25 protein-coding genes are annotated in these 22,843 nt (G+C 67.0%); 7 read left to right on the top strand and 18 right to left on the bottom strand.

Annotated features, from left to right (window positions below):
• Window positions 1–12: 12 nt before the first annotated feature.
• On the bottom strand, window positions 13–717 hold the full coding sequence (locus AC1DQR_RS03080; protein WP_416049334.1) for a gamma-glutamylcyclotransferase: 705 nt from the start codon (window positions 715–717) through the stop codon (window positions 13–15).
• Between the two features lie 230 nt (window positions 718–947).
• On the opposite strand from AC1DQR_RS03080, the gene AC1DQR_RS03075 reads away from it, so the two are divergent.
• Window positions 948–1,733 (top strand): DUF1223 domain-containing protein, encoded by a 786-nt coding sequence (locus tag AC1DQR_RS03075; RefSeq protein ID WP_477132498.1) that lies wholly within the window; start codon window positions 948–950, stop codon window positions 1,731–1,733.
• A gap of 99 nt (window positions 1,734–1,832) precedes the next feature.
• Window positions 1,833–2,153: a hypothetical protein gene (locus AC1DQR_RS03070; protein WP_043348426.1), complete on the top strand. Its 321-nt coding sequence runs from the start codon at window positions 1,833–1,835 to the stop codon at window positions 2,151–2,153.
• 120 nt (window positions 2,154–2,273) lie between these two features.
• Here the strand turns inward: AC1DQR_RS03070 and AC1DQR_RS03065 are convergent, their stop codons facing one another.
• The 8 genes from AC1DQR_RS03065 to AC1DQR_RS03030 form a co-directional block, all read right to left on the bottom strand.
• The gene (locus tag AC1DQR_RS03065; protein ID WP_006162999.1) at window positions 2,274–2,621 is read right to left on the bottom strand and encodes an FKBP-type peptidyl-prolyl cis-trans isomerase; all 348 of its coding nucleotides are present in this window, start codon (window positions 2,619–2,621) and stop codon (window positions 2,274–2,276) included.
• A gap of 96 nt (window positions 2,622–2,717) precedes the next feature.
• The gene (locus AC1DQR_RS03060; RefSeq protein ID WP_043348422.1) at window positions 2,718–3,266 is read right to left on the bottom strand and encodes a YaeQ family protein; all 549 of its coding nucleotides are present in this window, start codon (window positions 3,264–3,266) and stop codon (window positions 2,718–2,720) included.
• A 96-nt stretch (window positions 3,267–3,362) separates the two neighbouring features.
• Window positions 3,363–4,067: an alpha/beta hydrolase gene (locus AC1DQR_RS03055; RefSeq protein ID WP_416049332.1), complete on the bottom strand. Its 705-nt coding sequence runs from the start codon at window positions 4,065–4,067 to the stop codon at window positions 3,363–3,365.
• A gap of 18 nt (window positions 4,068–4,085) precedes the next feature.
• Window positions 4,086–4,397: a hypothetical protein gene (locus AC1DQR_RS03050; protein WP_174422540.1), complete on the bottom strand. Its 312-nt coding sequence runs from the start codon at window positions 4,395–4,397 to the stop codon at window positions 4,086–4,088.
• Window positions 4,398–4,542: 145 nt separating this feature from the next.
• Window positions 4,543–5,145, bottom strand: coding sequence for a YceI family protein (locus AC1DQR_RS03045; RefSeq protein WP_416049331.1), 603 nt, complete (start codon window positions 5,143–5,145; stop codon window positions 4,543–4,545).
• 11 nt (window positions 5,146–5,156) lie between these two features.
• Window positions 5,157–5,540: an MAPEG family protein gene (locus tag AC1DQR_RS03040; protein ID WP_477132497.1), complete on the bottom strand. Its 384-nt coding sequence runs from the start codon at window positions 5,538–5,540 to the stop codon at window positions 5,157–5,159.
• 79 nt (window positions 5,541–5,619) lie between these two features.
• Window positions 5,620–5,838 carry an RNA-binding S4 domain-containing protein gene (locus AC1DQR_RS03035; protein WP_043348411.1) on the bottom strand — a complete coding sequence of 73 codons (219 nt, stop codon included), beginning with the start codon at window positions 5,836–5,838 and terminating at the stop codon, window positions 5,620–5,622.
• Between the two features lie 4 nt (window positions 5,839–5,842).
• Complete coding sequence (locus AC1DQR_RS03030) at window positions 5,843–7,621, bottom strand: glutamine--tRNA ligase/YqeY domain fusion protein (protein WP_477132496.1); 1,779 nt, start codon at window positions 7,619–7,621, stop codon at window positions 5,843–5,845.
• Window positions 7,622–7,835: 214 nt separating this feature from the next.
• Between AC1DQR_RS03030 and AC1DQR_RS03025 the strand changes: the two genes are divergently transcribed.
• A complete protein-coding gene (locus AC1DQR_RS03025) occupies window positions 7,836–9,275 on the top strand; it encodes a CoA transferase (RefSeq protein WP_477132495.1) in 1,440 nt (479 codons plus the stop codon).
• Between the two features lie 53 nt (window positions 9,276–9,328).
• On the opposite strand, the gene AC1DQR_RS03020 is transcribed toward AC1DQR_RS03025, so the two are convergent.
• The 6 genes from AC1DQR_RS03020 to AC1DQR_RS02995 all read right to left on the bottom strand — a co-directional run bounded on the left by AC1DQR_RS03020 (window position 9,329) and on the right by AC1DQR_RS02995 (window position 14,919).
• On the bottom strand, window positions 9,329–9,946 hold the full coding sequence (locus AC1DQR_RS03020) for an FMN-binding negative transcriptional regulator (protein ID WP_416049328.1): 618 nt from the start codon (window positions 9,944–9,946) through the stop codon (window positions 9,329–9,331).
• 4 nt (window positions 9,947–9,950) lie between these two features.
• Window positions 9,951–10,598: a pyridoxamine 5'-phosphate oxidase family protein gene (locus AC1DQR_RS03015; RefSeq protein ID WP_416049327.1), complete on the bottom strand. Its 648-nt coding sequence runs from the start codon at window positions 10,596–10,598 to the stop codon at window positions 9,951–9,953.
• A 96-nt stretch (window positions 10,599–10,694) separates the two neighbouring features.
• Window positions 10,695–11,555 (bottom strand): PhzF family phenazine biosynthesis protein, encoded by an 861-nt coding sequence (locus tag AC1DQR_RS03010; protein ID WP_174422683.1) that lies wholly within the window; start codon window positions 11,553–11,555, stop codon window positions 10,695–10,697.
• A 120-nt stretch (window positions 11,556–11,675) separates the two neighbouring features.
• The gene (locus AC1DQR_RS03005) at window positions 11,676–12,074 is read right to left on the bottom strand and encodes a thiol-disulfide oxidoreductase DCC family protein (RefSeq protein WP_416049326.1); all 399 of its coding nucleotides are present in this window, start codon (window positions 12,072–12,074) and stop codon (window positions 11,676–11,678) included.
• A gap of 171 nt (window positions 12,075–12,245) precedes the next feature.
• The gene (gene ggt, locus AC1DQR_RS03000) at window positions 12,246–13,871 is read right to left on the bottom strand and encodes a gamma-glutamyltransferase (protein WP_416049325.1); all 1,626 of its coding nucleotides are present in this window, start codon (window positions 13,869–13,871) and stop codon (window positions 12,246–12,248) included.
• 70 nt (window positions 13,872–13,941) lie between these two features.
• Window positions 13,942–14,919: a Bug family tripartite tricarboxylate transporter substrate binding protein gene (locus AC1DQR_RS02995; RefSeq protein WP_150984157.1), complete on the bottom strand. Its 978-nt coding sequence runs from the start codon at window positions 14,917–14,919 to the stop codon at window positions 13,942–13,944.
• 245 nt (window positions 14,920–15,164) lie between these two features.
• On the opposite strand from AC1DQR_RS02995, the gene AC1DQR_RS02990 reads away from it, so the two are divergent.
• The 3 genes from AC1DQR_RS02990 to AC1DQR_RS02980 all read left to right on the top strand — a co-directional run bounded on the left by AC1DQR_RS02990 (window position 15,165) and on the right by AC1DQR_RS02980 (window position 17,324).
• Window positions 15,165–16,082 carry a LysR substrate-binding domain-containing protein gene (locus AC1DQR_RS02990; protein ID WP_416049324.1) on the top strand — a complete coding sequence of 306 codons (918 nt, stop codon included), beginning with the start codon at window positions 15,165–15,167 and terminating at the stop codon, window positions 16,080–16,082.
• Window positions 16,083–16,226: 144 nt separating this feature from the next.
• Complete coding sequence (locus AC1DQR_RS02985) at window positions 16,227–16,637, top strand: MerR family transcriptional regulator (RefSeq protein WP_150984159.1); 411 nt, start codon at window positions 16,227–16,229, stop codon at window positions 16,635–16,637.
• A gap of 60 nt (window positions 16,638–16,697) precedes the next feature.
• Complete coding sequence (locus tag AC1DQR_RS02980) at window positions 16,698–17,324, top strand: NAD(P)H-dependent oxidoreductase (protein WP_477132494.1); 627 nt, start codon at window positions 16,698–16,700, stop codon at window positions 17,322–17,324.
• 61 nt (window positions 17,325–17,385) lie between these two features.
• Here the strand turns inward: AC1DQR_RS02980 and AC1DQR_RS02975 are convergent, their stop codons facing one another.
• Window positions 17,386–18,888 (bottom strand): tripartite tricarboxylate transporter permease, encoded by a 1,503-nt coding sequence (locus AC1DQR_RS02975; protein WP_174422528.1) that lies wholly within the window; start codon window positions 18,886–18,888, stop codon window positions 17,386–17,388.
• A 12-nt stretch (window positions 18,889–18,900) separates the two neighbouring features.
• Entirely contained in the window at window positions 18,901–19,362 is a 462-nt protein-coding gene (locus tag AC1DQR_RS02970) for a tripartite tricarboxylate transporter TctB family protein (RefSeq protein WP_043348382.1), read from the bottom strand.
• Window positions 19,363–19,701: 339 nt separating this feature from the next.
• Here AC1DQR_RS02970 and AC1DQR_RS02965 point away from each other — a divergent pair, with 339 nt between their 5' ends.
• On the top strand, window positions 19,702–21,426 hold the full coding sequence (locus tag AC1DQR_RS02965; RefSeq protein ID WP_477132493.1) for a potassium/proton antiporter: 1,725 nt from the start codon (window positions 19,702–19,704) through the stop codon (window positions 21,424–21,426).
• 344 nt (window positions 21,427–21,770) lie between these two features.
• On the opposite strand, the gene AC1DQR_RS02960 is transcribed toward AC1DQR_RS02965, so the two are convergent.
• Entirely contained in the window at window positions 21,771–22,796 is a 1,026-nt protein-coding gene (locus tag AC1DQR_RS02960; protein ID WP_416049321.1) for a tripartite tricarboxylate transporter substrate binding protein, read from the bottom strand.
• Window positions 22,797–22,843 lie beyond the last annotated feature (47 nt).

The following is a 22,843-nucleotide window of genomic DNA, read 5'->3' as shown; positions in this document are numbered from 1 at the left end:
GTCGATCCTGGGTCAGGCGGGTTCGCTGACAGCCTGTGCGGCCATGGCATCCGTATCCTGCAGCCGGCGCCAGAGCCGGCCCAGGTAGGGATCGTCGACCCCGTTGGTGGCAAGGCCAAGCAGCGTCTGTTGCAGGTACTCGCGGGCCGGGCCATACAGGCCACAGGCGTGGCGCAGGCAGGCCACCACGCGGTCGTCCGGCAAGCGTCCGGCATAGGCTTCGTGCTCGCGGTTCATCACGAAGGCCAGGGCGCGCTGCCGCGGGCTGCCGTTCATCTTCACATTGAGCCAGCGGGGATGGTAGGCGCCGGTCAGCATCTCGCGGCGCCACAGCAGACGGAATTCCTGCTCGATCATATGATGGGGGATGCGGAAGACGACGCCCTGGCACGAGCCGCCGCGGTCCAGCGCGAGCACCAGGCCCGGGTCGTCCCAGGTGCCGCGGTTGATGCGCGAGTACAGGTAGAAGCCGCGGTGGTAGCCATGCACGGTAGCCAGCTGGCGGTCCGTGTGAATCACCATCGGGTTCCAGATCAGCGAGCCATAGCCGAACAGCAGGACATCGCCGGCCAGCCCGGGCGTATCCGGCCGCTGGTCCAGCGTAGCGCGCAGAGAACGCTCGAAAGCTTCTTCGGGAAGTAGCGAGGAAGCCACCGGCGTGCTGCAAAGAGAAGCACGCAGCCGATCTGTTTCGAGATCTTGTCGGGTGATGGCCATGATGCAAGCATAATCCAAAGCTGCGCGGCAGGCGGCATGGAAACCACATGGCACGCAGAAATGTCTGTAAGGTCCGGCAGGCTGTATGCGACTGACAACGGTCAGGCAGCCTTCGGAGGTCCAGCATGCACAAGCATCTCGAACAATCGGCCCAGGCCGATGCCATAGCGCACCGGGCAGCCGGGCCGCGCACCCCATCGCGGAAATCCTGCAAGCCCAGGTCTTGGCCTGTGCGCTGGGCACCGGTGCTGATGCTCGCCGCGCTGGCCGGCCCGGTGCGCGCGACGGCCGGCTCCGTGCCGGCAGCATGCCTGCACGACAGCCCGCCCCAGCGGCTAGCCCTGATCGAGCTCTACACCTCGGAGGGCTGTAGCAGCTGTCCGCCGGCCGATCACTGGCTCGGCACGCAGGCCGCTCGGCTGCCGGCCTCGCAGGCATTGGCGCTGGCGCTGCACGTCGACTACTGGGACAGCCTGGGCTGGCGCGACCGCTTTGCCAGCCCGGTGTTCACCGCTCGCCAGCGCACGCTGGCGGGCGCCGTCGGCAGTCATACGGTATATACGCCCGAGGTGTTTGTCGGCGCGCGCGAGCAGCGCCGCTGGCACGACGCAGGCGAGGTCGCGGCGCGCGTCGCCGAGATCAACGCGCAAGCGCCCGGCGCCTCGCTTCGGCTGGGCTGGCAGGCGCTCTCCGCCGGGCAAGTGCAGGTCGCGCTGAACGTGACGCCGGCAGCCCGCTCCGGGCCACTGCAGGCCTATGCCGCGCTGGTCGAGGACGGGCTGGTGTCGTCGGTGAAGGCCGGCGAGAACCAAGGCGCCACGCTGCATCACGAGCGTGTCGTGCGGCTCTGGCTGGGCCCCTTCGCGGTGCCGGCCGAGGGGCTGGCCTGGTCGGGCAGCGTGCCGCTGCCAACCGGGGCCGACCCGCACAAGCTGGCCTGGGTTGCCTTCGCGCAGCAGCCCGGCGCCGAGGTGGCGCAGGCGGTGCTGGCGCCGCGCTGCGAATTGTCCGGGTGACGCAGGGATTCCTGTCGCGGACTGGCACTATCTGCTGGGCAAGGTGGCGGTATCGCCTGCTATGTCTTTACAATGGGGCATCAACCAGGAGAACAGGCTATGGCGCGCACGCTCACGGTAGTTTTCGGTACCGGCAAGGAATTTGGCTTCACCATTGGCGACGCAGAGTTGGCGGCGGTCACCGAGGATGCTGGCTGGCGCTGGTTCGACCGCGAGTACGCCGAGCTTGATTGCCAGGCTTCCAGTCCGGTCGGCAAAGTGCTGGTGATCGACAAGATCCTGAGCGTGGCCAAGTTTTCCGGCGAGCAGCGCTTCAGCGGCGATGCCGCGTGGGCCCAGGACTACGCCCGCCATGCTGCCCGCCTGTTGGACCGCGACAAGGTCCGGGTCGACGTGGGCAACGCCGCGATCAGTTTCTGATCGCGGCCTGTCCGCAGCGCAATGCAAAGAGGGGCGCCCATGGGCGCCCCTCTTTTTTGTGCTATCCGCGCAAGGTGCGCATGGATGCGATCGGCCGCTGCCGCAGCGGCGGCCAGGCGATCAGACCGCCAGCAGTTCCACTTCGAACAGCAGCGTGGCGTTGGGCGGGATCACGCCGCCCGCGCCGCGCGCGCCGTAGCCCAGCTCGGCCGGGATCACCAGGCGGCGGGTGCCGCCAACCTTCATGCCTTGCACGCCTTCATCCCAGCCGCGGATGACGTGGCCGGCGCCCAGCGGGAACACGAACGGGTCGTTGCGGTCCTTGCTCGAGTCGAACTTGCGGCCGGCTTGCTCGTTTTCGTAGAGCCAGCCGGTGTAGTGCACCGTGACATGCTTGCCTGCCGTGGCTTCGGCGCCTTCGCCGGTGACGGTGTCTTCAAATTGCAGGCCGGAGGGAGTGGTATTCATGGATGGCTTCCTTGTGCTGTATCAGCGAGGGTCACGGGTTCGGTGAGGCTGGCGGCAAACCGGCCACACCGGGCGGATTGGTTGAACGGGTTTGGCTCAGCCCGCGGGCTGTTGCAGGACTTCGAGCGTGATGCGGACGTTGTGGTCGTCGTCGCTGACCCAGATCTCGCTATCCTGGATCGTCACCGACAGCCGCATGGCGCGCTGGGCCAGGGCAGCAAGTGCTTCTACCGCCTCGGCCGGCACATTGTAAATGGTCACGTTGCGCAGCTTGCCCGCCTTGCCGGCCATGCCCTTCCACCATTCACGCGCGCTCGCACCATTGTAGGTGAACACGGTGACGCGATCGGCACGGGCCGCGGCGCGCTTCAGGCGCGATTCGTCGGGCTGGCCCAGCTCGATCCAGTGTGCGATGTCGCCGGTGAGGGTCTTTTCCCACAGGTCCGGCTCGTCGGGCTCGTCCAGGCCGCGGGTGAAGGTCAAGGTGTCGCTGGCTTCGCAGGCAAAGGCCAGCAGCCGCACCATCATGCGCGCGTCGTTTTCCGACGGGTGCTTGGCAATGGTCAGGGCGTGGCTGCCGTAATAGGGCCGATCCATGTCGGAGACGGACAGTTCGGCCTTGTAGATGGTGGATTTAAGAGCCATGAAGGAAGCGGGGGCGGCAAAGGCTGCGAGAAGCGAAAGGCCGCATCATACGTGAATCGGGCGGGGCGATCTCGCGCCGGACTTTCAAGTGCCCGCTCAGGCGCCCACGGCGCGTAGCGCGATCGCGCTCAGCCGGTTGGCAAAGCCGGGCTGGTTCTGCCAGGCCTCGCCCAGCAAGTGGCCGGTATCCGGCAGGTCGATCACCTCCACGCGCTCGGCCAGGCCGGCGCGTCCGGCGAGCGTATCGGCGATGCCGGGCGGAATGACCGCATCCTCGGCGCCGCGCACCAGCGTCAGGCGGCCGCGGAACCCGGCAATGAGGTCGAAGGCGAGCGAGGCGCGCCAGCTGCCGGGGGTGCGCAGCACTGCCGTAAAGGCCGGGCCGAAGGGGAGTTCGAACGCGGCGGGGTCATAGGCGGCGCCCACGAGCGTCAGCAGCCGACCGATTTGGTTGCGCGGGTCGGCGGCCAGCCGCACGGCGATTTCCCCGCTCATGCTGATACCGATCACGGCCCGAGGGGCGGTGCCGTCAAGGCGCGCCAGCGCCGCCTGGGCCTCGCGCAGGCGTTTGGCCAGCGAGTTGGGCGTGCGCGCCGAGCTTTCGCCGTGGCCGGAAAAATCGATGGCAACGCTGCCCACGCCCCGCGCGGCAAGCGCCTGGCGCAAGGCCAGCCAGCGCGCGCGGTGGCTGGTGCCCGCGCCGTGCAGCAGCAGGCAGCTCGCGCCGTTGCCGGCGTCGATGCGGTCGGCAGCCAGCGTTTCGGCGCCGGCCTCGATGTCAAAGCGCAGGGGCGTGCTCATGGCGGGCTTGGCGGCGCTTCAGCGGGATTTCTTGTAATCGCTCAGGTAGTAGCGCAGCAGCGCCGACGCCAGCGTCAGGCAGAGAAAAGCGATGGCGATCACCATGGCGTGCCCGGCGGGGCTGTCGATCTGTCCCGACAGGGCCAGGCTGGCCAGCCAGCTGCCTACCGGCAGGATCAGCAGGGGCACCAGCAGCGCGCGGCGCCCATAGGTGCGCAGCGCCCACGCGGGGAAATTGCGCAGGAAGGCCATCGGGATGCTGCAGATCAGGCAGGCGCCCGCGGCGGCTAGCGAGGCCGCCACCACATCCCCAACTTGAATCGTGATCATTGTTCTCGGGTTCCCCGTTCAGGCGGAGGCCGGGAGAGGGCCGGCCGGAAAAATGCAAACCGCTGATTCTACAGAAGAATTTCGGCTTTCAGGTGTCTCAGGGTCGACATGTCGCAGCGGCAGGAAGGCGAGCGTGACGTGGCTGTCACTCCAGCGCCGGCAGTGCCGGCGTGGCTTCCACCGACAGGGTCAGGACCACGGTATCGCCCACATCCGGCAGGAAGCGCGTCATGCCAAATTCGCTGCGCGAGAGCACGGCGCGGAAGTCTCCACCGCACACGTGGCGCTTGATGCCGAACAGGGAGATCTCGCCGCAACTGAAGCGCTCGGCTTCCAGCCGCAGCGGCTGCGTGACGCCGTGCAGGGTCAGCTCGCCTTCCACGGCCACCAGCCGGTCCCCGTCCCGCACGAAGCGATTCGCGCGCAGCCGGACCACGGGAAAATTCTGGGCATCGAGAAACTGGGCTGAGCGCAGGATGCCGTCCAGCGTGCGGTTGCCGGAATCGACCGAGTCGGCATCGACCGTGAAATCGATCGCGCCGCCGCCGCTGGCTTCGTCAAAGCTGATGCGGCCATCGATCTTGCCGAAGCGCCCGCGCACCGAGGTCCGCTCAAAGTGGCTGGCGGCGAAGTACACCGTGGTGTGCGTCGGGTCCACCGTGAAGTTGACGGGCTCCGCCTGCGCCGTGCCAGGCAGGCACGGCGCCAGCAGGCAGAGCGCGCAAGCGACAGTTGTCGAAAGCCGCATGATGCGTGTCCTCAATGGACGAACACCGGCAACAGGAAGATACCGATCACCGACAGGAAGCCGATGGTCCAGCACAGCGTGCGCAAGGTGGCGCGATCGGCCAGGTAGCACACGGTGTACAGGATGCGCGCGGCGAGGAAGACCAGCGCCAGTTCATCGATGCGCGCCGACGGTGCTTGCAGGTGCGTGGCGCACAGCACGGCCGCGGCGAAGAAGGGGAAGGCCTCGAAGTGATTGCGGTGCGCCATGTCGGCGCGCCGCGCGCGCCCGGCCTGCTTTTCCAGCCAGCCGCGCGGGTCGTGGTTGTCGTAGGCGCGTCCGCTCGCCTTGGCCACGCCTACCGTCACGACGGGCAGGATTCCCGCCAGCAGCACACACCAGAATGCGATCGGCATTGTCATTTCCTTTGCTTGGAGGAAAACGCCCGGCGACCGGACTGGCCGGCCGCCGGGCGTGCTCGCGAAGGCGATGGCCTCAGGCTGCCACCACGCGGATTTTCACGCCGGCCACGCTGACCACCTGGCCGGCGCGGATCTTGGCGGTCTTGCGCGATTCCACCGCGCCATCGACCGAGACTTCGCCGGCCGCCACCAGCGCCTTGCCGGCGCCGCCGCTGTCGCACACGCCGGCGACCTTGAGCAGGTCGTTCAGGGCAATATGCTCGCCCTCCAGCGGGAAGGTTACGGTTTGCATGGGCTTATTTCCCCCAGCTGTCGCGCAGCCCGACGATGCGGTTGAAGACCGGCTTGCCCGGCTTCGAATCCACGCGGTCGGCCACGAAGTAGCCCTGGCGCTCGAACTGGAAGCGATCCTCCGGAGCGGCTTGCGCCAGGCCGGGTTCCAGGTAGGCCGTGACGATCTTCTTCGAGTCCGGGTTCAGCGCGTCGAGGAAGTTCTTGCCGCCGGCGTCCGGGTTCGGGTCGTTGAAGAGGCGGTCGTACAGACGCACTTCGGCTTCATAGGCATGCGCCACGCTGACCCAATGGATGTTGCCCTTGACCTTGACGCTGTCCGCGCCCGGCGTGCCGCTGCGGGTCTCGGGCAGGTAGTTGGCGTGCACGGCGATGACCTTGCCGTCGGCGTCGCGGTCCACACCCGTGCATTCGATCACGTAGCCGTGGCGCAGGCGCACCTTGCTGCCCGGGGTGCCGTCCTCCTTGGGCGCGAACAGGCGGAAGTAGCCCTTGGGCGGCGCTTCGCTGAAGTCGTCGCGCTCGATCCACAGCTCGCGCGTGAGCGGGAAGACGCGCATGCCGAGCTCCGGCTTCTTCGGATGCACCGGCGCCGTGCAGTCGTCGCTCTGGCCTTCGGGGTAGTTGTCCAGGATCAGCTTGAGCGGATCCAGCACGGCGGCGCCACGCGCGGCGCGCGCGTCGAGGTCGTCGCGCACGGCGCCTTCCAGCGTGCTCATGTCGATCCAGCTATCGGACTTGGCCACGCCGATGCGCTCGCAGAACAACTGGATCGATTCCGGCGTAAAGCCGCGGCGGCGCACGCCCACGATGGTGGGCATGCGCGGATCGTCCCAACCGTCCACGCGGTTTTCAACGACCAGTTGCAGCAACTTGCGCTTGCTGGTGATGGCGTAGGTCAGGTTCAGGCGGGCGAACTCATACTGGTGCGGCAGCGGCTCGCTGAACACGCCGCATTCGCGCAGCTGCGCCAGCACCCAGTCGTACAGCGGGCGGTTGTTCTCGAACTCCAGCGTGCACAGCGAATGCGTGATGTTTTCCAGCGCGTCCGAGATGCAGTGGGTGAAGTCGTACATCGGGTAGATGCACCACTTGTCGCCCGTGCGGTGGTGATGCGCGTGGCGGATCCGGTAGATCACCGGATCGCGCATCACGATGTTGGGCGCGTTCATGTCGATCTTGGCGCGCAGCACGTGCTCGCCGTCGGCGTACTTGTCGTCGCGCATGTCGCGGAACAGCTGCAGGTTTTCCTCCACGCTGCGGTCGCGGAACGGCGAGGGCGTGCCCGGGCGTGAGAAGTCGCCGCGGTTGGTGGCGATCTGCTCGGCGCTTTGGCTATCCACGTAGGCGACGCCGCGCTCGATCAGCTTTTCGGCGAAGGCGTAGAGCTGGTCGAAGTAGTCGCTGGCGTAATACAGGTGCGGCTGCTTGCTGCCGTCCTTGGCCGTGGTGTCCCAGCTGAAGCCGAGCCAGTGCACCGCGTCGATGATGGAATCAACGTATTCGGTGTCTTCCTTGACCGGGTTGGTGTCGTCGAAGCGCAGGTGGCAGCGGCCGCCGAAATCGCGCGCCATGCCGAAGTTCACGCAGATGCTCTTGGCGTGGCCGATATGCAGGTAGCCATTGGGCTCCGGCGGGAAGCGGGTGATGACGGGGGGCAACGGCTCGCCCTGGGCATCCTGGCGGCCGGCGTAGGTGCCGGCGGTGAGGTCCTGGTCGATGATGCTGCGCAGGAAATTGGATGCGGCGGTCGTGCTGTCGTTGGCTTTGGGGTCGTTGCTCATGGTGGCGCCGGTGGGCGGTTAAGTCAGGAGGCGGGGCGGCGGCCGGAGTCTGGCGCGCAGCCTGCCGCGCTGCTCGATTGCATGGCGGAATGCCGGATCGGGTGATTTTACCGTGCCGGGGACCAGAGTCGTGCAAACTCCGCGCACGGGCGCAAAAACACCCGGCGCGGCCTAGGATGGAGAGAGTGCACCCGCCCTGTGGAGCCTTGCCGCCATGCCGACGCCAACGATTTCCCAAGCCACCCGCCCAACCCCGCTAGAGGCCGTAGCCAGGCTTTGGCTGGCCGCCGGGCTGCCAGCCAAAGCCCTGGACCGGCTGCAGCTCAGCGGTGCCGATCCGGTGTTGCCGTCGTCGTTCGCCGTGGGCACGGCCGCCCAGGCCAGCCTGGGCGCGTCGGCGCTGGCCGCCGCCATGCTGTGGCAGCAGCGCAGCGGGCGCTGGCAGGACGTGGCCGTCGACATGCGYCACGCCSTGGCCGARTTCCGCAGCGAGCGCTACCTGCGCGTGGGCGGCGAGCCCGCGCCGGAGTTCCGTGACAAGGTGTCTGGCCTCTACCGCTGCGGCAACGGCCGCTGGGTACGCGTGCATGCCAATTTTCCCCATCATCGSGACGGCGTGCTGCGCATCCTGGGCTGCCCGCACGATCCCGCAGCGGTGCGCTCATCCTTGCAGAAATGGGACGCCGAGGCCTTCGAGGCCACCGCCTCCGAGGCCGGCCTGGTCGTGGCCGCCCTGCGCAGCTTCGACGAGTGGGACCGCCATCCGCAGGGGCAGGCGTTGCACGGCATGCCGCCACTGACCATCGAGCGCATCGGCGAAGCGCCGCCGCAGCCGCTTGCCGCGCTGCCCGCGGCCGGCGCGCGCCCGCTGTGCGGCGTGCGCGTGCTGGATTTCACCCGCGTCATCGCCGGGCCGGTAGCCGGACGCACGCTGGCCGCGCATGGCGCCGATGTACTGCAGGTGAGCGCGGCCCACCTGCCCAGCATTGCCCCGCTGGTGATCGACACCGGGCGCGGCAAGCGCGCCTGCCAGCTGGACCTGCGCGACCCCGACGACAAGCGCGCCCTGCACAAGCTGCTGCACGGCGCCGACGTGCTGATACAGGGCTATCGCCCGCAGGGGCTGGCGGAGTTGGGTGTGGGGCCGGAGGCGGTGGCCCGCGCCCGCCCGGGCATCGTCTATGTGACGTTAAGTGCCTATGGACATGTGGGCCCCTGGGCTGGCAAGCGCGGCTTCGATTCGCTGGTGCAGACTGCCAGCGGCTTCAATCAGGCCGAAGCGTTCGCGGCGCGCTGCGAGGAACCGCTGCCGCTGCCGGCGCAAGTGCTGGATCATGCGGCCGGCTACCTGCTGGCGCTTGGCGCCATGGCCGGGCTGCATCGCCGTGCGGCCGAGGGCGGCAGCTGGCATGTGCGGGTGTCGCTGGCGCAGGTTGGCCAGTGGTTGCGCGGCCTGGGCCGGGTCGAGGGCGGGTTGCAGGCGCCGGACCAGTGCTTTGAGGACGTGGAAGACCTGCTGGTGACCCTGCCGTCGGGCTTTGGCGAACTGCGCGCGGTGTCGCACGCGGGACGCTTGTCCGAGACGCCCGCGTACTGGGCGCTGCCGTCGGTGCCCCTGGGCACGCACGCGCCTGAGTGGCTGCCGCGCGCCTGAGCAGCGCATGGGCTGGGTTCGAAGCTGGCCGTGAGGGGGGCTTCAGGCGTTCTTCAGGCGCCAGTCATCCGCGCCATCCAGTCCGCCATGTCGCGCTCGATGGGGCTGCCTTCCTGCTGGGCAGCGAGAATGCGGGCGCGGTCGCCCGCCGGGCGGTTCTGGCTGAGCTTGAACTTGGCTTCGATGCGCGTGGGCACAATGCGCAGGCCCACGATCGCGCCCAGCATTTTCTGCTGGAAATCCTCCGGCAGCGCGCGCCACTGCGCAGCGTAGCCGGGCTCGTTCTGCGTGATCAACCGCTTGAGCAGCGCATCCTTGGCGTGGGCGTCATGGATGGTGGCGATCTCTGCGTACACGTGCACGGCCACGTAGTTCCAGGTCGGCACCGACAGCTTTTGCTCGTACAACGCTGGCGACACGTAGCCATGCGGCCCCTGGAACACCAGCAGGGCGCTTGGCGTCTGCTCCAGCCAGCGCCAGTGCGGGTTGGCGCGCGCCATATGGCCTTCGATCTGCCAGGCGTCGCCGCTGCGCTGGGCCACCACCGGCAGGTGGGTGGCGAAGGGCAGCCCATCGGCGTCGTTGCCGATCAGCGTGGCAAAGGGGTAGCGGCGCATGACCTCGTCGATGGCGTCGCTTTCGGTGCTGGCGAAGTGGGATGGCGTGTACATGGGATCAATACAGGGTTTGTTTCATCCGCGCGGGCTGCGACTCGTCGTAGGCGACGCCGTCGAAGGGAGCCCGGCTCACGGCGGCAAGGATGGTGCCGTTGCTCGGCAGGCTGCTGCGCGCCACCTGTGTTTCCGGGGCCCACAGCTTGGAGCGCACCAGCGCGCGGGCGCACTGGAAGAACACTGACTGGATCGAAATCACCAGCACGGTGGCCGGCGCCTTGCCATCCACGATGCAGCGCGCGATCAGCGCCGGGTCCACCGAGACATGGGCGGTGCCCGCCACGCGGATGGTCTCGTTGACGCCCGGGATCAGGAACAGCAGGCCCACGCGCGGGTCGGTGATGATGTTGCGCAGGCTGTCCAGGCGGTTGTTGCCGCGCCGGTCCGGCAGCAGCAGGGTGCGCTCATCCAGCACCTGCACAAAGCCCGGTGCATCGCCGCGCGGGGAGACTTCCGCGTACTCGCCGCCCACCGTGGACAGCAGGCAGAGCGGGGCGGCTTCGACGAAGGCACGGTAGTGCGGGTGCAGATAGTCGACTTCCTTGGCGAGCGAGGCTTCGCCGGCTTCGGCGTAGTGGGCCTCCAGCTCGGCCAGCGTGGTCAGGGCGTGCGGCGTGGTCATGTCGGGTGGCGCATGTGGGTGGCGCATGTGGGGGCGCTCGTCAGGACGTTGGGAAGACCTAGCAGTCACTCACTGTAACGCAGTAGCGCGCCCTTTGTCGCGTTGACGCCGCAGTCCTGCGTGTCACAGGTTGATAGTGCCGCGTCCCAGCTCGATCACGCGCCCGCCCACGCGGATGGCCTGCTCGCCGGTGACTTCCAGGCGCAGCGTGCACGGCCGGTCGACCGCCTCGCCCTGCGAGACCTGGTAGGCGGCCGGCAGCGCGTGGTCGTTGGCGATCAGCCAGCCGCCCAGGTTGGCGCAGGCCGAACCGGTGCCCGGGTCCTCGGCCACGCCACCACCTTGCTTGGTGAAGAAATAGCGCGACACCACCTGGCCCGGCCGGGTCGGGTCGAACGCGAAGACGTAAGCCGTCTTGCGGCCCAGGCTGCTCTGTGGCCAGGACGCCAGGCGTGCGCTGTCAGGCTGCGCGCGGCGTACCGCATCCACGCTCTTCACGGCCACCATCAACTGGTCGGCGCCGGTGTCGACCCAGATCGGCGCCGCCAGCAGGTCGGTCTCGGCGAGCCCGAGCAGCGATGCCATCTGCGCGTCCGGCAGGCCCGCCGGCGCCGTCCTGGGCGCGCCCGCATGCGGCGCGGTGAAGGTCCACACGTCGCCCTGCGCGGTCACCGGCACCACGCCCGCCTTGAACTCCAGCGTGAGCGCGTCGCCGGTTGCGGCCAGGTCGCGCACCACATGGGCGGTGCCCAGCGTGGGATGACCGGCAAAGGGCATTTCGTAGCCCGTGGTGAAAATCCGGACGTGTGCGCTGGCCTGCTCGGAAGGGAGGATGAAGGTGGTTTCGGACAGGTTGAACTGCAGCGCCAGGGCCTGCATGGTGGCCGTGTCGAGCCCGCGCGCATCCTCGAACACGCACAGGGGATTGCCGCCGAAGGTGGATTCGGCGAAGACGTTGAGCAGGCGGAAAGCGTAGGTGGTCATGGCGGCCGGAGCGAAAGCAAAGGTGAAGGCCTCAGTGTAGTGCCCTACGCGGCGCACACCATGCACAGTCGTCGCCATGGCAAGCAGGCCAGTTGCAGACAGTTAGGTGAAGCGCCTGGCTCAGCGCCGGCCCGGCGTGCAGACGCCGTTCGCGCAGCCGTAGCCCAGCAGCCGGCTGGCGCGATAGCGGTTGCGCGCAAACCAGCGGTAGAGGTGCTGCCACGCCGGGCGGGTAGCCTGCAGCCTGAGCGGCCACACCAGCCAGCCCAGGCCGATCAGCGCATAGCTCTCGGCGATGCAGTCGATGCCAACCAGCAATTGTCCGTCGGCGCGCACGCCATGCAGTGCCGTATCCATGGCGGCGAAGGTGGTGCCATAGGCAGCGGGATCGAAGCCCTCGCCGCGCATGTCGAGGTATCCCAGCAGGCCGTGGCGGTCGAGCCTGGCCATGCGCCGCATTTCGGCGGCACAGAGCGGGCAGTTGCCGTCGAAGAACAGCGTCAGTGCGGGCGTGCTCATGTCATGCTCTCCTCGCGTGGTGCGATCCGTCTTGTGTTTCGTCAGTAATTTCTGTCAACACAGAAATTAAAGGCGAGATCGCTTGCCACGTCAAGTCAATCTGAGCTGGCAGTGCACAGGCAAAAAGACGCCCACCTTGCGATGGGCGCTCCCAGTACTACCTACGGGTACTCAAAACCCTACGGCCTGCCCGTCGCGCCGGCTGTCGCTGGCGGCCACATAGCCATGCTCGGCGTCATCCGACAGGCGCCAGATAAACTGCCCCGAGCCGAAATCCATGTACGGGTCGTCGACCGACTTGAGCTGGTGGCCGCGAGCCTTCAGGCCAGCAACGACCGCCGGATCCATGGTGGATTCGACGTCCAGCGTGAAGTCGCGGTTGACCTTCCAGCGCGGTGCGCAGCAGGCGGCCTGCGGCTGCTGGTTGTAGTCCACCATGCGCACCACGGTCTGCAGATGCCCCTGCGGCTGCATGTCGCCGCCCATCACGCCGAAGCTCATCACCGGCTGGCCGTCCTTGGTCAGGAAGGCCGGGATGATGGTGTGGAAGGGGCGCTTGCCGCCGGCCACCACGTTGGGGGATTTCGGGTCCATCGAGAAGCCCACGCCGCGGTTCTGCAGGCTGATGCCGGTGCCCGGCACGACCACGCCGGAGCCGAAGCCCATGTAGTTCGACTGGATGAACGAGATCATCATGCCGTTCTCGTCGGCGGCGGTCAGGTAGATGGTGCCGCCGACCTTGGGCATGCCGAAATCGAAGTGCGTGGCGCGCTCCATGTCGATCAGTTTGGCGCGCGACTTCAGGTATGCGTCGTCCAGCATCTGCTCGGGCGTGACTTCCATGCTGCCAGGGTCGGCCACGTAGCGGTAGAGATCGGCAAAAGCCAGCTTCATTGCCTCGATCTGCAGATGCTGCGACTCGACCGAGTCCACCGGCAGCGCGGCCATGTCGAACTGGTCGAGGATGCCCAGCGCCACCAGCGCAGCGATGCCCTGGCCGTTCGGCGGGATCTCGTGCAGCTCGTAGCCGCGATAGGCCTTGCTGATCGGCTTGACCCAGTCCGGTTTGTAGTTGCGCAGGTCGTCGGCCGTCATGGCGCCACCGCATTCCTTGCTGAAGGCGACGATCTTCTCGGCGATCTCGCCTTCGTAGTAGGCGCGGCCTTTGCTGGCGCCGATCTTGCGCAGCGTGTCGGCGGCAGCCTTGAGCGTGAACTTTTCGCCCACATTGGGTGCGCGGCCATTGGGCATGAAGGCCTCGGCGTAGCCAGGCTGGTCCTTGAGTTCCGGCACGGCGGCGGCCCATTTGTGCGCCACCACCGGCGGCACGGCGTAGCCGCGCTCGGCGATCTCGATGGCGGGCTCCATCAGTTCGGCAAAGGGCAGCTTGCCAAAGCGCTCATGCAGCGCGGCCCAGCCGGCGATCACGCCCGGCACGGTGACGGCGTCCCAGCCGCGCACGGGGCGCTTGGCGATGCCGTTGGCATCCGTGCCGTACTTGCTTTTGAAATACTCAGGGTTCCATGCCGCCGGCGCCACGCCCGAAGCGTTCAGGCCATGCATTTCCTTGCCGTCCCACAGGATCGCGAAAGCATCGCTGCCCAGGCCGCACGAGACCGGCTCGACGATGGTGATGGCCGCCGCCGCCGCGATGGCTGCATCGACCGCGTTGCCGCCCTTGAGCAGCATGCGCAGGCCGGCCTGCGCCGCCAGCGGGTGAGAGGTGGACACCACGTTGCGCGCGAACAGCGGGATGCGCACGGAAGGGTAGGGATTGGTCCAGTTGAAGTTCTGCATGCTTGTCTCGGTTCGATGCGCTGGCAGCGCTTGGCCGCAATGCCGCGGCGGGCTTGCCAGCGTACGTACGTTATTCCACGGTGATCTTGCGATCCTTGATCAGCTTACCCCAGCGCGCGCTGTCCTTCTTGACCATCGCGGCGAACTGGGCCGGCGTGCCGCCAACGGGTTCCGCGCCCAGCTTGCCCAGGCGCTCCTTCACGTCGGGCGCCTGGATCGCCTTGTTGAACTCGGCGTTGAGGCGGTTCACCAGCTCGGCCGGCATCTGCTTGGGGCCATAGATGCCGAACCAGGTATCGGACTCGAAGCCGGGCAGGCCGGACTCGCTGGCGGTCGGGATCTCGGGCGCCAGCGGCGAGCGCTTCAGGCTGGTCACGGCCAGCGCCTTGAGCTTGCCGTCCTTCACGTGCGGCAGGCCCGAGACGATGCTGTCGAACAGGATCTGCACCTTGTTGGAGATCAGGTCGGGTACGGCCAGCGCGGTGCCGCGATACGGGATGTGCGTGATGAATACGCCGGCCTGCGCCTTGAAGGCTTCGGCGGTCAGGTGCACCACGGTGCCATTGCCGCTGGACGCGTAGTTCAGCTCGCCCGGATGCTTCTTGGCGTAGTCGATCAGTTCCTTGACGTTCTTCACCGGCAGGCTGTTCGGCACCACCAGCACGTTGGTGGCGATGGCCACCTGGCCGATCGGCGTGAAGTCGGTCTCGGTGTTGTACGGCAGGCGCGTGTTGATGTACGGCCCGATCGAATGCGTGCTGGTAGTCGCGATCAGCAGCGTGTAGCCGTCGGCCGGGGCCTTGGCGGCCATGTCGGAGCCGATAGCGCCGCCGGCGCCGGGCCGGTTGTCGACCACGATCTGCTGGCCCATGTTGGTGCCCACTTTCTGCGCGATGGCGCGAGCCAGCAAATCGGTCGCGCCGCTGGCCGGGAACGGTACGATCAGGCGGATCGGCTTGTTCGGGTAGGTGTCGGCGAGTGCCGGGACGGCGCTCAGCGCAAGTCCCGTGGCGAGGCTCGTGCCAAAGAGGCGCAGCCAGTGTTTCATGGTGATCTCCGGATCGGGGAAGCAAGGCAAACGCAGGCCGGGGCCGGCCCTCGGGCAACACACCCCGCCGCGGATGCTGCCAGGCGGTGCTGCGGATCAATTATTCCGTGCAGGTCATCATAATGAAAGCTAATATTTCTTTCTTATGTCTAAAGGTTTTCTTAAGTCTTGGTGCGCCGTCTTGGTGCGTCGAACAGGACATAGGCCAAGCCACACACCAAGCCGCACATCATGACGTTCTCCCCATGAGCACCATCCGTTTCCTGCGCACCTTCGTTGCCGTGGCCGACCACGGTTCCTTTGCCGCCGCCTCCGAGCGGGTGGCCCTGACCCAGGCCGCGGTCAGCCTGCAGATGCGCGCGCTGGAGATGGAGCTGCGCCGCGAACTGTTCGACCGGGGCGGCCGGGTGGTGGCGCTCAATGCCGGCGGACGCGAGCTGTTGCCGCAGGCGCGCCGCATGCTCGCGCTCTACGACGAGATGCGCTTACCCCCGGAAGCGCCGGACGCGATGGCCGGCGCGGTAGCGGTGGGCGCGGTGGTGTCGGTCATGGGCGGCCTGTCGCATGTGGTGGCGCGCATGAAGCGCGAGTACCCGGCGCTGGACGTGCGCCTGGTCAGCGCCAAGTCGATCGAGCTGGCGGCGCAGGTGGAATCCGGTGAGCTGGACGCTGCGATGCTGGTGGAAGGGGCGGGCCGCCTGCCCGGCACATTGGTATGGACGCCGCTTTACCAGGAGCCGCTGGTGGCGATTGCCGGGCGCGATAGCTTGGGCGCAAACGCACGCGAAGCGCTGGCGGCCAACCCCTTCCTGCGCTTCGACCGCGGACAGCGCACCGGCATGCTGGTTGAGCGGGCGCTGCGCCGCGCGCATCTGCGCGTCAATGAGTTCCTCGAGCTGAACTCGATCGAGGCGCTCGTCGAACTGGTGCGCCAGCAGGTCGGTGTGACCGTGGTGCCCTTGCTGCAGCGTGCGCGCTGGCTAGAGGACGAAGCGCTGCGCATCCTGCCGCTGGAAATCGGCGGCGCGCCGGTGCTGCGCACCATCGGCATGCTGGAGCGGCGCGACCAGGCGCGCCGCCACGTCACGGCGGCCGTGCGGGATGCCTGCGCAGGTCTGTTCGATGCCCCTGGCGCTGGCGAAAGGCACCTCGGGGGGCCTTGACTCTGCCCCTAAGGGCAAGCCTTACCCTTTGAGGCGCTTGCGGCAAGGTTCGCGCCCAAGGTTCGCGCCATAAGCCAAGCCAGGGCAAGCCGCCGGATGCCACTGGCGTTTCGTACTTTCGTACCAATGCAAGGAGGAACGGGGATGTTTATCGGAGAAATTGCCAGGCGCACGGGCGCGTCGCCGAAGGCGATCCGCCACTACGAATCGCTTGGCTTGCTAGGGCAGGTCACGCGCGCCGGCTCATACCGCGTCTACGCGGACGACGCGGTCAGGCAGGTCGGGTTGATCCGGCAGGCGCAGGCCCTGGGCTTTCGCCTGGCCGAGCTGCTCCCGGTGATGGATGCGGGCGCGGGGGAGCCGGACTGGCACCGGCTCGTGCAGCAGGTCGACAGCAAGCGTGCGAGCCTGCGCGAGGAAATCCACAGGTTGCGCAAGCTGGACGCCGAGCTTGGCGAGATCGGCGCGGAAATCCGTGCGTGCCTTGGCCGTGGCGAAGCGCGCGAAGCGGCTAGCGATCCACCGCACGACGCAATGGCGTGCCCGCGGCCTTGACTCTGCCTTAAGGGGCAAGCCTTACCCTCGCGGCGTCAACCTTTTGTGGAGAGCATAGCGATGCGGCAGCGAGTACTGGTGATCATGGGTCACCCTTCGAACGATGGCTTGTGCGGCGCCATCGCCAGGACCTATGCGGCCTGCGCCGAAGCCGCGGGGCACGAGGTCCGGCTGCTCAGGCTGGATGTGCTGAAGTTCGATCCCATCCTGCATGCGGGCTACAACGCCATCCAGGGCCTCGAGCCCGATCTGGTCGAGGCACAGGAAGCCATGGCCTGGGCGGGACACCTTGCGTTCGTCTTCCCGATCTGGTGGGGCGGCCCGCCCGCCTTGCTCAAGGGTTTCCTGGACCGCGTGCTGCTGCCCGGCTTCGCCTTCAAGTACCGCGCCGGCAAAGCGTTTCCCGAGCAGCTCCTGAAGGGCCGCTCGGCGCATCTGCTGGTGACCATGGATACGCCACCCTGGTATTTCAAATGGATCTACCGCATGCCGGGCATCCGCCAGATGCGCAATACCACGCTGGAGTTCTGCGGGATCAAGCCGGTCAGCACCATGGCGTTCGGCCCGGTACTGGGCTCGCAGCCCGGGCAGAGGGATGCCTGGCTGGCGCGAGCCGGCGCGCTTGCCGCCAGCATCCGGGCGCCGCAGCGGGCAAGGCATGAAAAAAGGTGCCTTGCGGCACCTTGAGGGTCTTCTCTGGCATTGTCGCTCGCGGCCGGCACGGATACCGGCCGCGGGACTTGCTCTCTTATTCTTCCTGGAAAGCTTCCTCGCGCTTGTTCTTGATCGACGGCAGCGCCACGATCAGGACCAGCACGGCGGCTGCGATCAGCAGGCCGAGCGACAGCGGGCGCGTCAGGAACACGCTGAACTCGCCGCGCGACAGCAGCAGGGACCGGCGGAAATTCTCTTCCATCATCGGCCCCAGCACGAAGCCCAGCAGCAACGGCGCCGGCTCGCACTTGAGCTTGATGAACAGGTAGCCGATCACGCCGAAGGCCGCGGTCTGGAACACGTCGAACGTGGTGTTCTGGACCGAGTACACGCCGATGCAGCAGAACACCAGGATGGCCGGGTACAGGTAGCGGTAAGGCACCTTGAGCAGCTTGACCCAGATCCCGATCAGCGGCAGGTTCAGGATGATCAGCATGAAGTTGCCGATCCACATCGAGGCGATCAGGCCCCAGAACAGCGCGGGGTTGCTGGTCATGACCTGCGGGCCCGGCTGGATGTTGTGGATGGTCATCGCGCCCACCATCAGCGCCATCACGGCGTTGGGCGGAATGCCCAGCGTCAGCAGCGGGATGAAGGAGGTCTGCGCCGCGGCGTTGTTGGCCGATTCCGGACCTGCCACGCCTTCGATGGCGCCCTTGCCGAACTCATGCGAGAACTTCGAGGTCTTCTTTTCCAGCGAGTAGGCTGCAAACGAAGCCAGCGCCGCACCGCCGCCCGGCAGGATGCCCAGCGCSGAGCCCAGGAACGTGCCGCGAAGCACTGCCGGGATCATGCGCTTGAAGTCTTCCTTGGTCGGGAACAGGTTGGTGATGTGGTCCGTGAAGGTTTCGCGGGCATCTTTTTGTTCCAGGTTCGCGATGATTTCCGCGAAGCCGAACACACCCATGGCGACCGAGACGAAGTTCAGGCCGTCGGTCAGCTCAGGCACGTCAAACGAGAAGCGCGCTGCACCCGAGTTCACATCGGTGCCGACCAGGCCCAGCAGCAGGCCCAGCACGATCATGGCGATGGCCTTGACCAGCGAGCCCGAAGCCAGCACCACGGCGCCGATCAGGCCCAGCACCATCAGCGAGAAGTACTCGGCGGGGCCGAACTTGAACGCCAGTTCCGACAGCGGCGCTGCGAACGCGGCCAGGATCAGGGTTGCCACGCAGCCGGCGAAGAACGAGCCTAGGCCGGCGGTGGCTAACGCCACCCCCGCTCGCCCTCGCCTGGCCATCTGGTAGCCATCGATGGTAGTCACCACCGACGACGATTCACCCGGCAGGTTGACCAGAATGGCGGTGGTGGAGCCACCGTACTGGGCGCCGTAGTAAATACCGGCCAGCATGATGAGCGCGGCCACCGGCGGCAGCGTGTAGGTCACCGGCAGCAGCATGGCGATGGTGGCCAGAGGCCCCAGGCCCGGCAGCACGCCGATCAGGGTGCCCAGCACGCAGCCCAGGAAGGCGTATGCGAGGTTTTGCAGGGTCAGGGCGGTCGAGAAGCCCAGGCCCAGGTTGGCTAGTAGTTCCATATGGCCGTCTCCTTATCCTGCCAAGAATGCCGGCCACACCGGCATCTGAAGATTGATGCCGTAGACGAAGGCGCCCAGGCTGATGATCACCAGGACGATGGCATTGACAACGGCACCCTTCCAGCTGAATTCATGGCTGGCCATCGACGACACCAGCACCAGCACCAGCACCGACAGCACCATGCCCAGCGGTTTGAGCATCAGGCCGAACAGCACCACCGAACCCAGGATCCACAGCAAGGTCTTGATGTCCCAGCGTGCGAGCTGGTCTTCTTCCTTCTTGGCGGACAGGGAACTCCACAGCACCAGCGCGCCCAGCAAGGCGAGCACGATGCCGAGCCAGAACGGGAAATACCCGGGGCCCATCTTCGCGGCTGTACCCATGGAATACCCGCGTGCGACCCAGGAAAAGCTGAATCCGACCAGGATGAACATCAGGCCGGAGGCAAAGTCCTTTTGGCTACGAATGCGCAAAATGATTCTCCTCGAAAAAACTGCTTGAAATCCGTGCGGCGATGGATGTTGCGGTGCGTCAAAAACGCGCGCGCGACCGTCCCGCCGCTGGCAGGGAGGAAATTAAGGGGAAGACCTTTCAGCTACCTTTCAGATGTCTGCAAAAATGGTCAATCTGCGGGTATCTCCCTAGGAGACATCCAGGGGCCGCCTGCTTCGTTGCCGGGTGCCGCTTTCACGTCTGCGCGGCAGAGTGGTCATAGGGCTGCGCTATCATCAACGGCTGCACTGCCGTGGCCGATGCGTGCGCAGCCCGTGGCCGATGCGGCACGGCATGGAAAGGGAAAAGGGAAAGCCGTTTTGGAAAGCATTGACCATGTCATCCTGATCGGCGCCGTCGTGATGTCGCTGGGCATTGTGGTGGGCGCCTTCTCGGCGCGCGTGGGCGTGCCCTTCCTGCTTGTCTTTTTATCGGTCGGCATGCTGGCCGGCGTGGATGGCCCCGGCGGCATCCGCTTCTCCAATACCTGGCTGAGCTTCCTGGTCGGCAACCTCGCGCTGGCGGTGATCTTGCTTGATGGCGGCTTGCGCACCCGGCTGGCCACCTTCCGGGTGGCGCTGAAACCCTCGCTGTCGCTGGCGACCGTAGGTGTGCTGGTCACGACCGGCCTGGTGGGCTTGTTTGCCGCCTGGGTGCTGGAGATCGACTGGAAGCTGGGCCTGCTGCTGGGCGCCATCGTCGGCTCGACCGATGCCGCGGCGGTGTTCTCGCTGCTCAATACCAGCGGCATCCGGCTCAAGGAACGGGTGGCGAGCGTGCTGGAGATCGAATCCGGCAKCAACGACCCGATGGCCATCTTCCTGACCCTCACCCTGATCGACTGGATCGCCGCGCCTGCGGGCCTGAGCCCCGGCGCGCTGTTGTGGCGCCTGGTGGTGCAGTTCGGGGTTGGCGGATTGCTCGGATTAGGCCTGGGCTACTGCATGGCCAACGTGATGGAGCGCATCCGCGTGGCCGAAGGCCTGCAGGCCATCCTGCTGTGCTCGGGCGGCGCCATGGTGTTCGCCATCGTGCAGACGGCGGGCGGCAGCGGCTTCCTGGCCGTCTACCTGACCGGCATCCTGGTGGGCAATCGCGACCGCGCGGTAGGCCCCGACACCATGCGGGCGATGGACGGCATGGCCTGGCTGTCGCAGTCCGCGATGTTCCTGTTGCTTGGCCTGCTGGTGGCGCCGCACCGGATCTGGGAAGTGGCACTGCCGGCGGTGGCGGTGGCGGCATTCCTGATGCTGGTGGCGCGCCCGGCGGCGGTCTGGCTGGCGCTGCTGCCGTTTCGCTTCAGCGCCCGGGAGAAGGGGTTCGTGGCCTGGATGGGCTTGCGTGGGGCGGTGCCTATCGTGCTGGCGCTGTTTCCCATGCTGCAGGGCATGCCTGATTCCGGCTTGCTGTTTCGCATCGCCTTTGCGGTGGTGCTGACCAGCCTGCTTCTGCAGGGCACCACCGTGCCGCTGGCGGCGCGGCTGGCGCGCGTGCTGCGTCCCGCCTATCCAGAGCCGCTGGCCCGCTCGCGGCTGCAGGGCACCCATGCGCCGGCGCTGGAGGTGATGCAGTTCAGAGTCGAGGCCGATTCGCCGGCTGAAAACCTGCGCGCCGACCAGCTCGAATTGCCGCCCCGTTGCCGGCTGCTGACCGTGGTGCGGGACAAAGCGCTGGCTGCGCCCGATCAGACCGTGCTGCGGGCTGGGGATATGGTGTCGATCCTGGCGCCGGGGACCAGCGTGCCGATGCTGGCGCTGTTGTTCCATCGGCCTGGGCCGGCACCTGCCTGGGGCAAGGCTAGCCATGATTTCCTGCTGTCCGGGGAGGCCATGCTGCGGGATGTGGCGGGGCTTTACGGGACGCGGGAGTTGAGTCCTGCCGAGGCGGCACGGACCCTGGAGGCCGCTATGCAGGAGGCCTTTACATCACCACCAGTGGAGGGTGACGCCGTCGAGATAGCAGGGCTGAAGCTGACGGTGACGCGGATGGACGGGCCGCGGATTATTCAGGTGGGGTTGTTGTTGCCGCGGGATGGGGAGGCTTGATGTGGTGGCTGTAACTGGAGCGGAGAAATCAGTTTCAGGTTCAAGGGCTTGGCTTGGCTGCAACTGCAACTGCAGTTTCACCACCCCTGCGGGGCGGCGACCTACTTTCTCGTCTTGCCAAGAAAGTAGGCAAAGAAGGCGCCCCATACGGCATAGGTGAACCTCCACGGCTCGCTTCGCATCGCGTTTGGGTGATTCCCGCCCCTTCGGGCGGGAATCACGGCTACCACATTTGGTTGATCTTGCCGCTGGTTGGCACCCCTCTCCCCCTGAGGGAGAGACAGCCGTCGTCATGGCGCGCGGCTTTGGCCTGTTCGGCGGCATCGGCAAATGCTCCGGGGGTATCAATCCACCTTGGCGCCCGACACCTTCACGATCTGCGCGTACTTCTTCAGCTCGCGCTGCACCAGTGCGCCGAACTGCTCCGGCGTGGTCGGTGCCGGCTGGGCGCCGATGCGGGCCAGTTTTGCCTTCATGTCGTCGGTCTTGAGAATGGCGACGATCTCGTGGTTGAGGCGGTCGACGATCTCTTTCGGGGTGTTGGCCGGGGCGAACACGCCGAACCACGTGGAGATGTCGAAGCCTTCCAGGCCGAGCCCCTTGCCGGCTTCCGCGATAGTGGGCAGCTCGGGCAGGGCGGCGGCGCGGGTGGCGGTGGTGACGGCGAACGCCTTGAGCTTGCCGGCCTTGATGTTGGCCGAGGCGGAGGCGAGGTTATCGAAGATCATGTCGGTCTGGCCGGACAGCACCGACAGCTGCGCGGGCGAGGCGCCGTTGTAGGGGATGTGGACCATGCTGACCTTGGCCATGCTCTTGAACAGCTCGCCGGACAAATGTCCAGCGCTGCCGTTGCCGCCCGAGGCGTAGTCCAGCTTGCCGGGGTTCTTGCGCGCGTATTCCACCAGCTCACGCACATTGTTGATATGCAGTTCGGCAGCCTTGCCGGGATGCATGACGAGTACGTTGGGCACGTCGGCCACCAGCGTGATCGGGCTGAAGTCCTTTACCGGGTCGTACGGCATCTTGGCGAAGAGGCTGGGGTTGATGGCGTGGGTGGCCACGGCGCCCATCACGATGGTGTAGCCGTCGGCCGGCTGCTTGGCCACGTAGTCGGCGCCGATATTGCCACCGGCGCCCGGGCGGTTTTCCACCACCACGGGCTGGCCCAGGCTGTCCTTGAGCTTGTCGCCGATGGCGCGCGCCACCGTGTCCAGCGGGCCGCCGGCCGGGTAGGGCACGACGAACTTGAGCGGCTTGGCCGGGTAGGCGGCTGCCGCTGCGGCGGCCGGCGCGGCGCTAAATGCGATAAGGGTGCCAATAGCGGGCAGGGCGGCGGCGAGCAGCGCCGCGGCGAGTTTTTTCTTGAGCATGGAGATACGTCGGGTTGGATCGGGAATCTGGTGCACCAGGCGCTGCG

This window comes from Cupriavidus sp. 05L411 (assembly GCF_056398045.1).
Note: the sequence above shows the minus strand (reverse complement) of the source record. Positions and strands in the feature narration are given on the sequence as shown.

Bases quoted from the DNA above. Each gene is read 5' to 3' on its own strand.
- AC1DQR_RS03080 (WP_416049334.1), bottom strand. From the start codon at position 717: ATGGCCATCACCCGACAAGATCTCGAAACAGATCGGCTGCGTGCTTCT.
- AC1DQR_RS03050 (WP_174422540.1), bottom strand. From the start codon at position 4,397: ATGATCACGATTCAAGTTGGGGATGTGGTGGCGGCCTCGCTAGCCGCC.
- AC1DQR_RS03045 (WP_416049331.1), bottom strand. From the start codon at position 5,145: ATGCGGCTTTCGACAACTGTCGCTTGCGCGCTCTGCCTGCTGGCGCCG.
- AC1DQR_RS03070 (WP_043348426.1), top strand. From the start codon at position 1,833: ATGGCGCGCACGCTCACGGTAGTTTTCGGTACCGGCAAGGAATTTGGC.
- AC1DQR_RS02990 (WP_416049324.1), top strand. From the start codon at position 15,165: ATGAGCACCATCCGTTTCCTGCGCACCTTCGTTGCCGTGGCCGACCAC.
- AC1DQR_RS02995 (WP_150984157.1), bottom strand. From the start codon at position 14,919: ATGAAACACTGGCTGCGCCTCTTTGGCACGAGCCTCGCCACGGGACTT.
- AC1DQR_RS03010 (WP_174422683.1), bottom strand. From the start codon at position 11,555: ATGACCACCTACGCTTTCCGCCTGCTCAACGTCTTCGCCGAATCCACC.
- AC1DQR_RS03055 (WP_416049332.1), bottom strand. From the start codon at position 4,067: ATGAGCACGCCCCTGCGCTTTGACATCGAGGCCGGCGCCGAAACGCTG.
- ggt (WP_416049325.1), bottom strand. From the start codon at position 13,871: ATGCAGAACTTCAACTGGACCAATCCCTACCCTTCCGTGCGCATCCCG.
- AC1DQR_RS03015 (WP_416049327.1), bottom strand. From the start codon at position 10,598: ATGCGCCACCCACATGCGCCACCCGACATGACCACGCCGCACGCCCTG.
- AC1DQR_RS02960 (WP_416049321.1), bottom strand. From the start codon at position 22,796: ATGCTCAAGAAAAAACTCGCCGCGGCGCTGCTCGCCGCCGCCCTGCCC.
- AC1DQR_RS03040 (WP_477132497.1), bottom strand. From the start codon at position 5,540: ATGCCGATCGCATTCTGGTGTGTGCTGCTGGCGGGAATCCTGCCCGTC.
- AC1DQR_RS03065 (WP_006162999.1), bottom strand. From the start codon at position 2,621: ATGAATACCACTCCCTCCGGCCTGCAATTTGAAGACACCGTCACCGGC.
- AC1DQR_RS02980 (WP_477132494.1), top strand. From the start codon at position 16,698: ATGCGGCAGCGAGTACTGGTGATCATGGGTCACCCTTCGAACGATGGC.
- AC1DQR_RS03060 (WP_043348422.1), bottom strand. From the start codon at position 3,266: ATGGCTCTTAAATCCACCATCTACAAGGCCGAACTGTCCGTCTCCGAC.
- AC1DQR_RS02985 (WP_150984159.1), top strand. From the start codon at position 16,227: ATGTTTATCGGAGAAATTGCCAGGCGCACGGGCGCGTCGCCGAAGGCG.
- AC1DQR_RS03005 (WP_416049326.1), bottom strand. From the start codon at position 12,074: ATGAGCACGCCCGCACTGACGCTGTTCTTCGACGGCAACTGCCCGCTC.
- AC1DQR_RS03035 (WP_043348411.1), bottom strand. From the start codon at position 5,838: ATGCAAACCGTAACCTTCCCGCTGGAGGGCGAGCATATTGCCCTGAAC.
- AC1DQR_RS03030 (WP_477132496.1), bottom strand. From the start codon at position 7,621: ATGAGCAACGACCCCAAAGCCAACGACAGCACGACCGCCGCATCCAAT.
- AC1DQR_RS03020 (WP_416049328.1), bottom strand. From the start codon at position 9,946: ATGTACACGCCATCCCACTTCGCCAGCACCGAAAGCGACGCCATCGAC.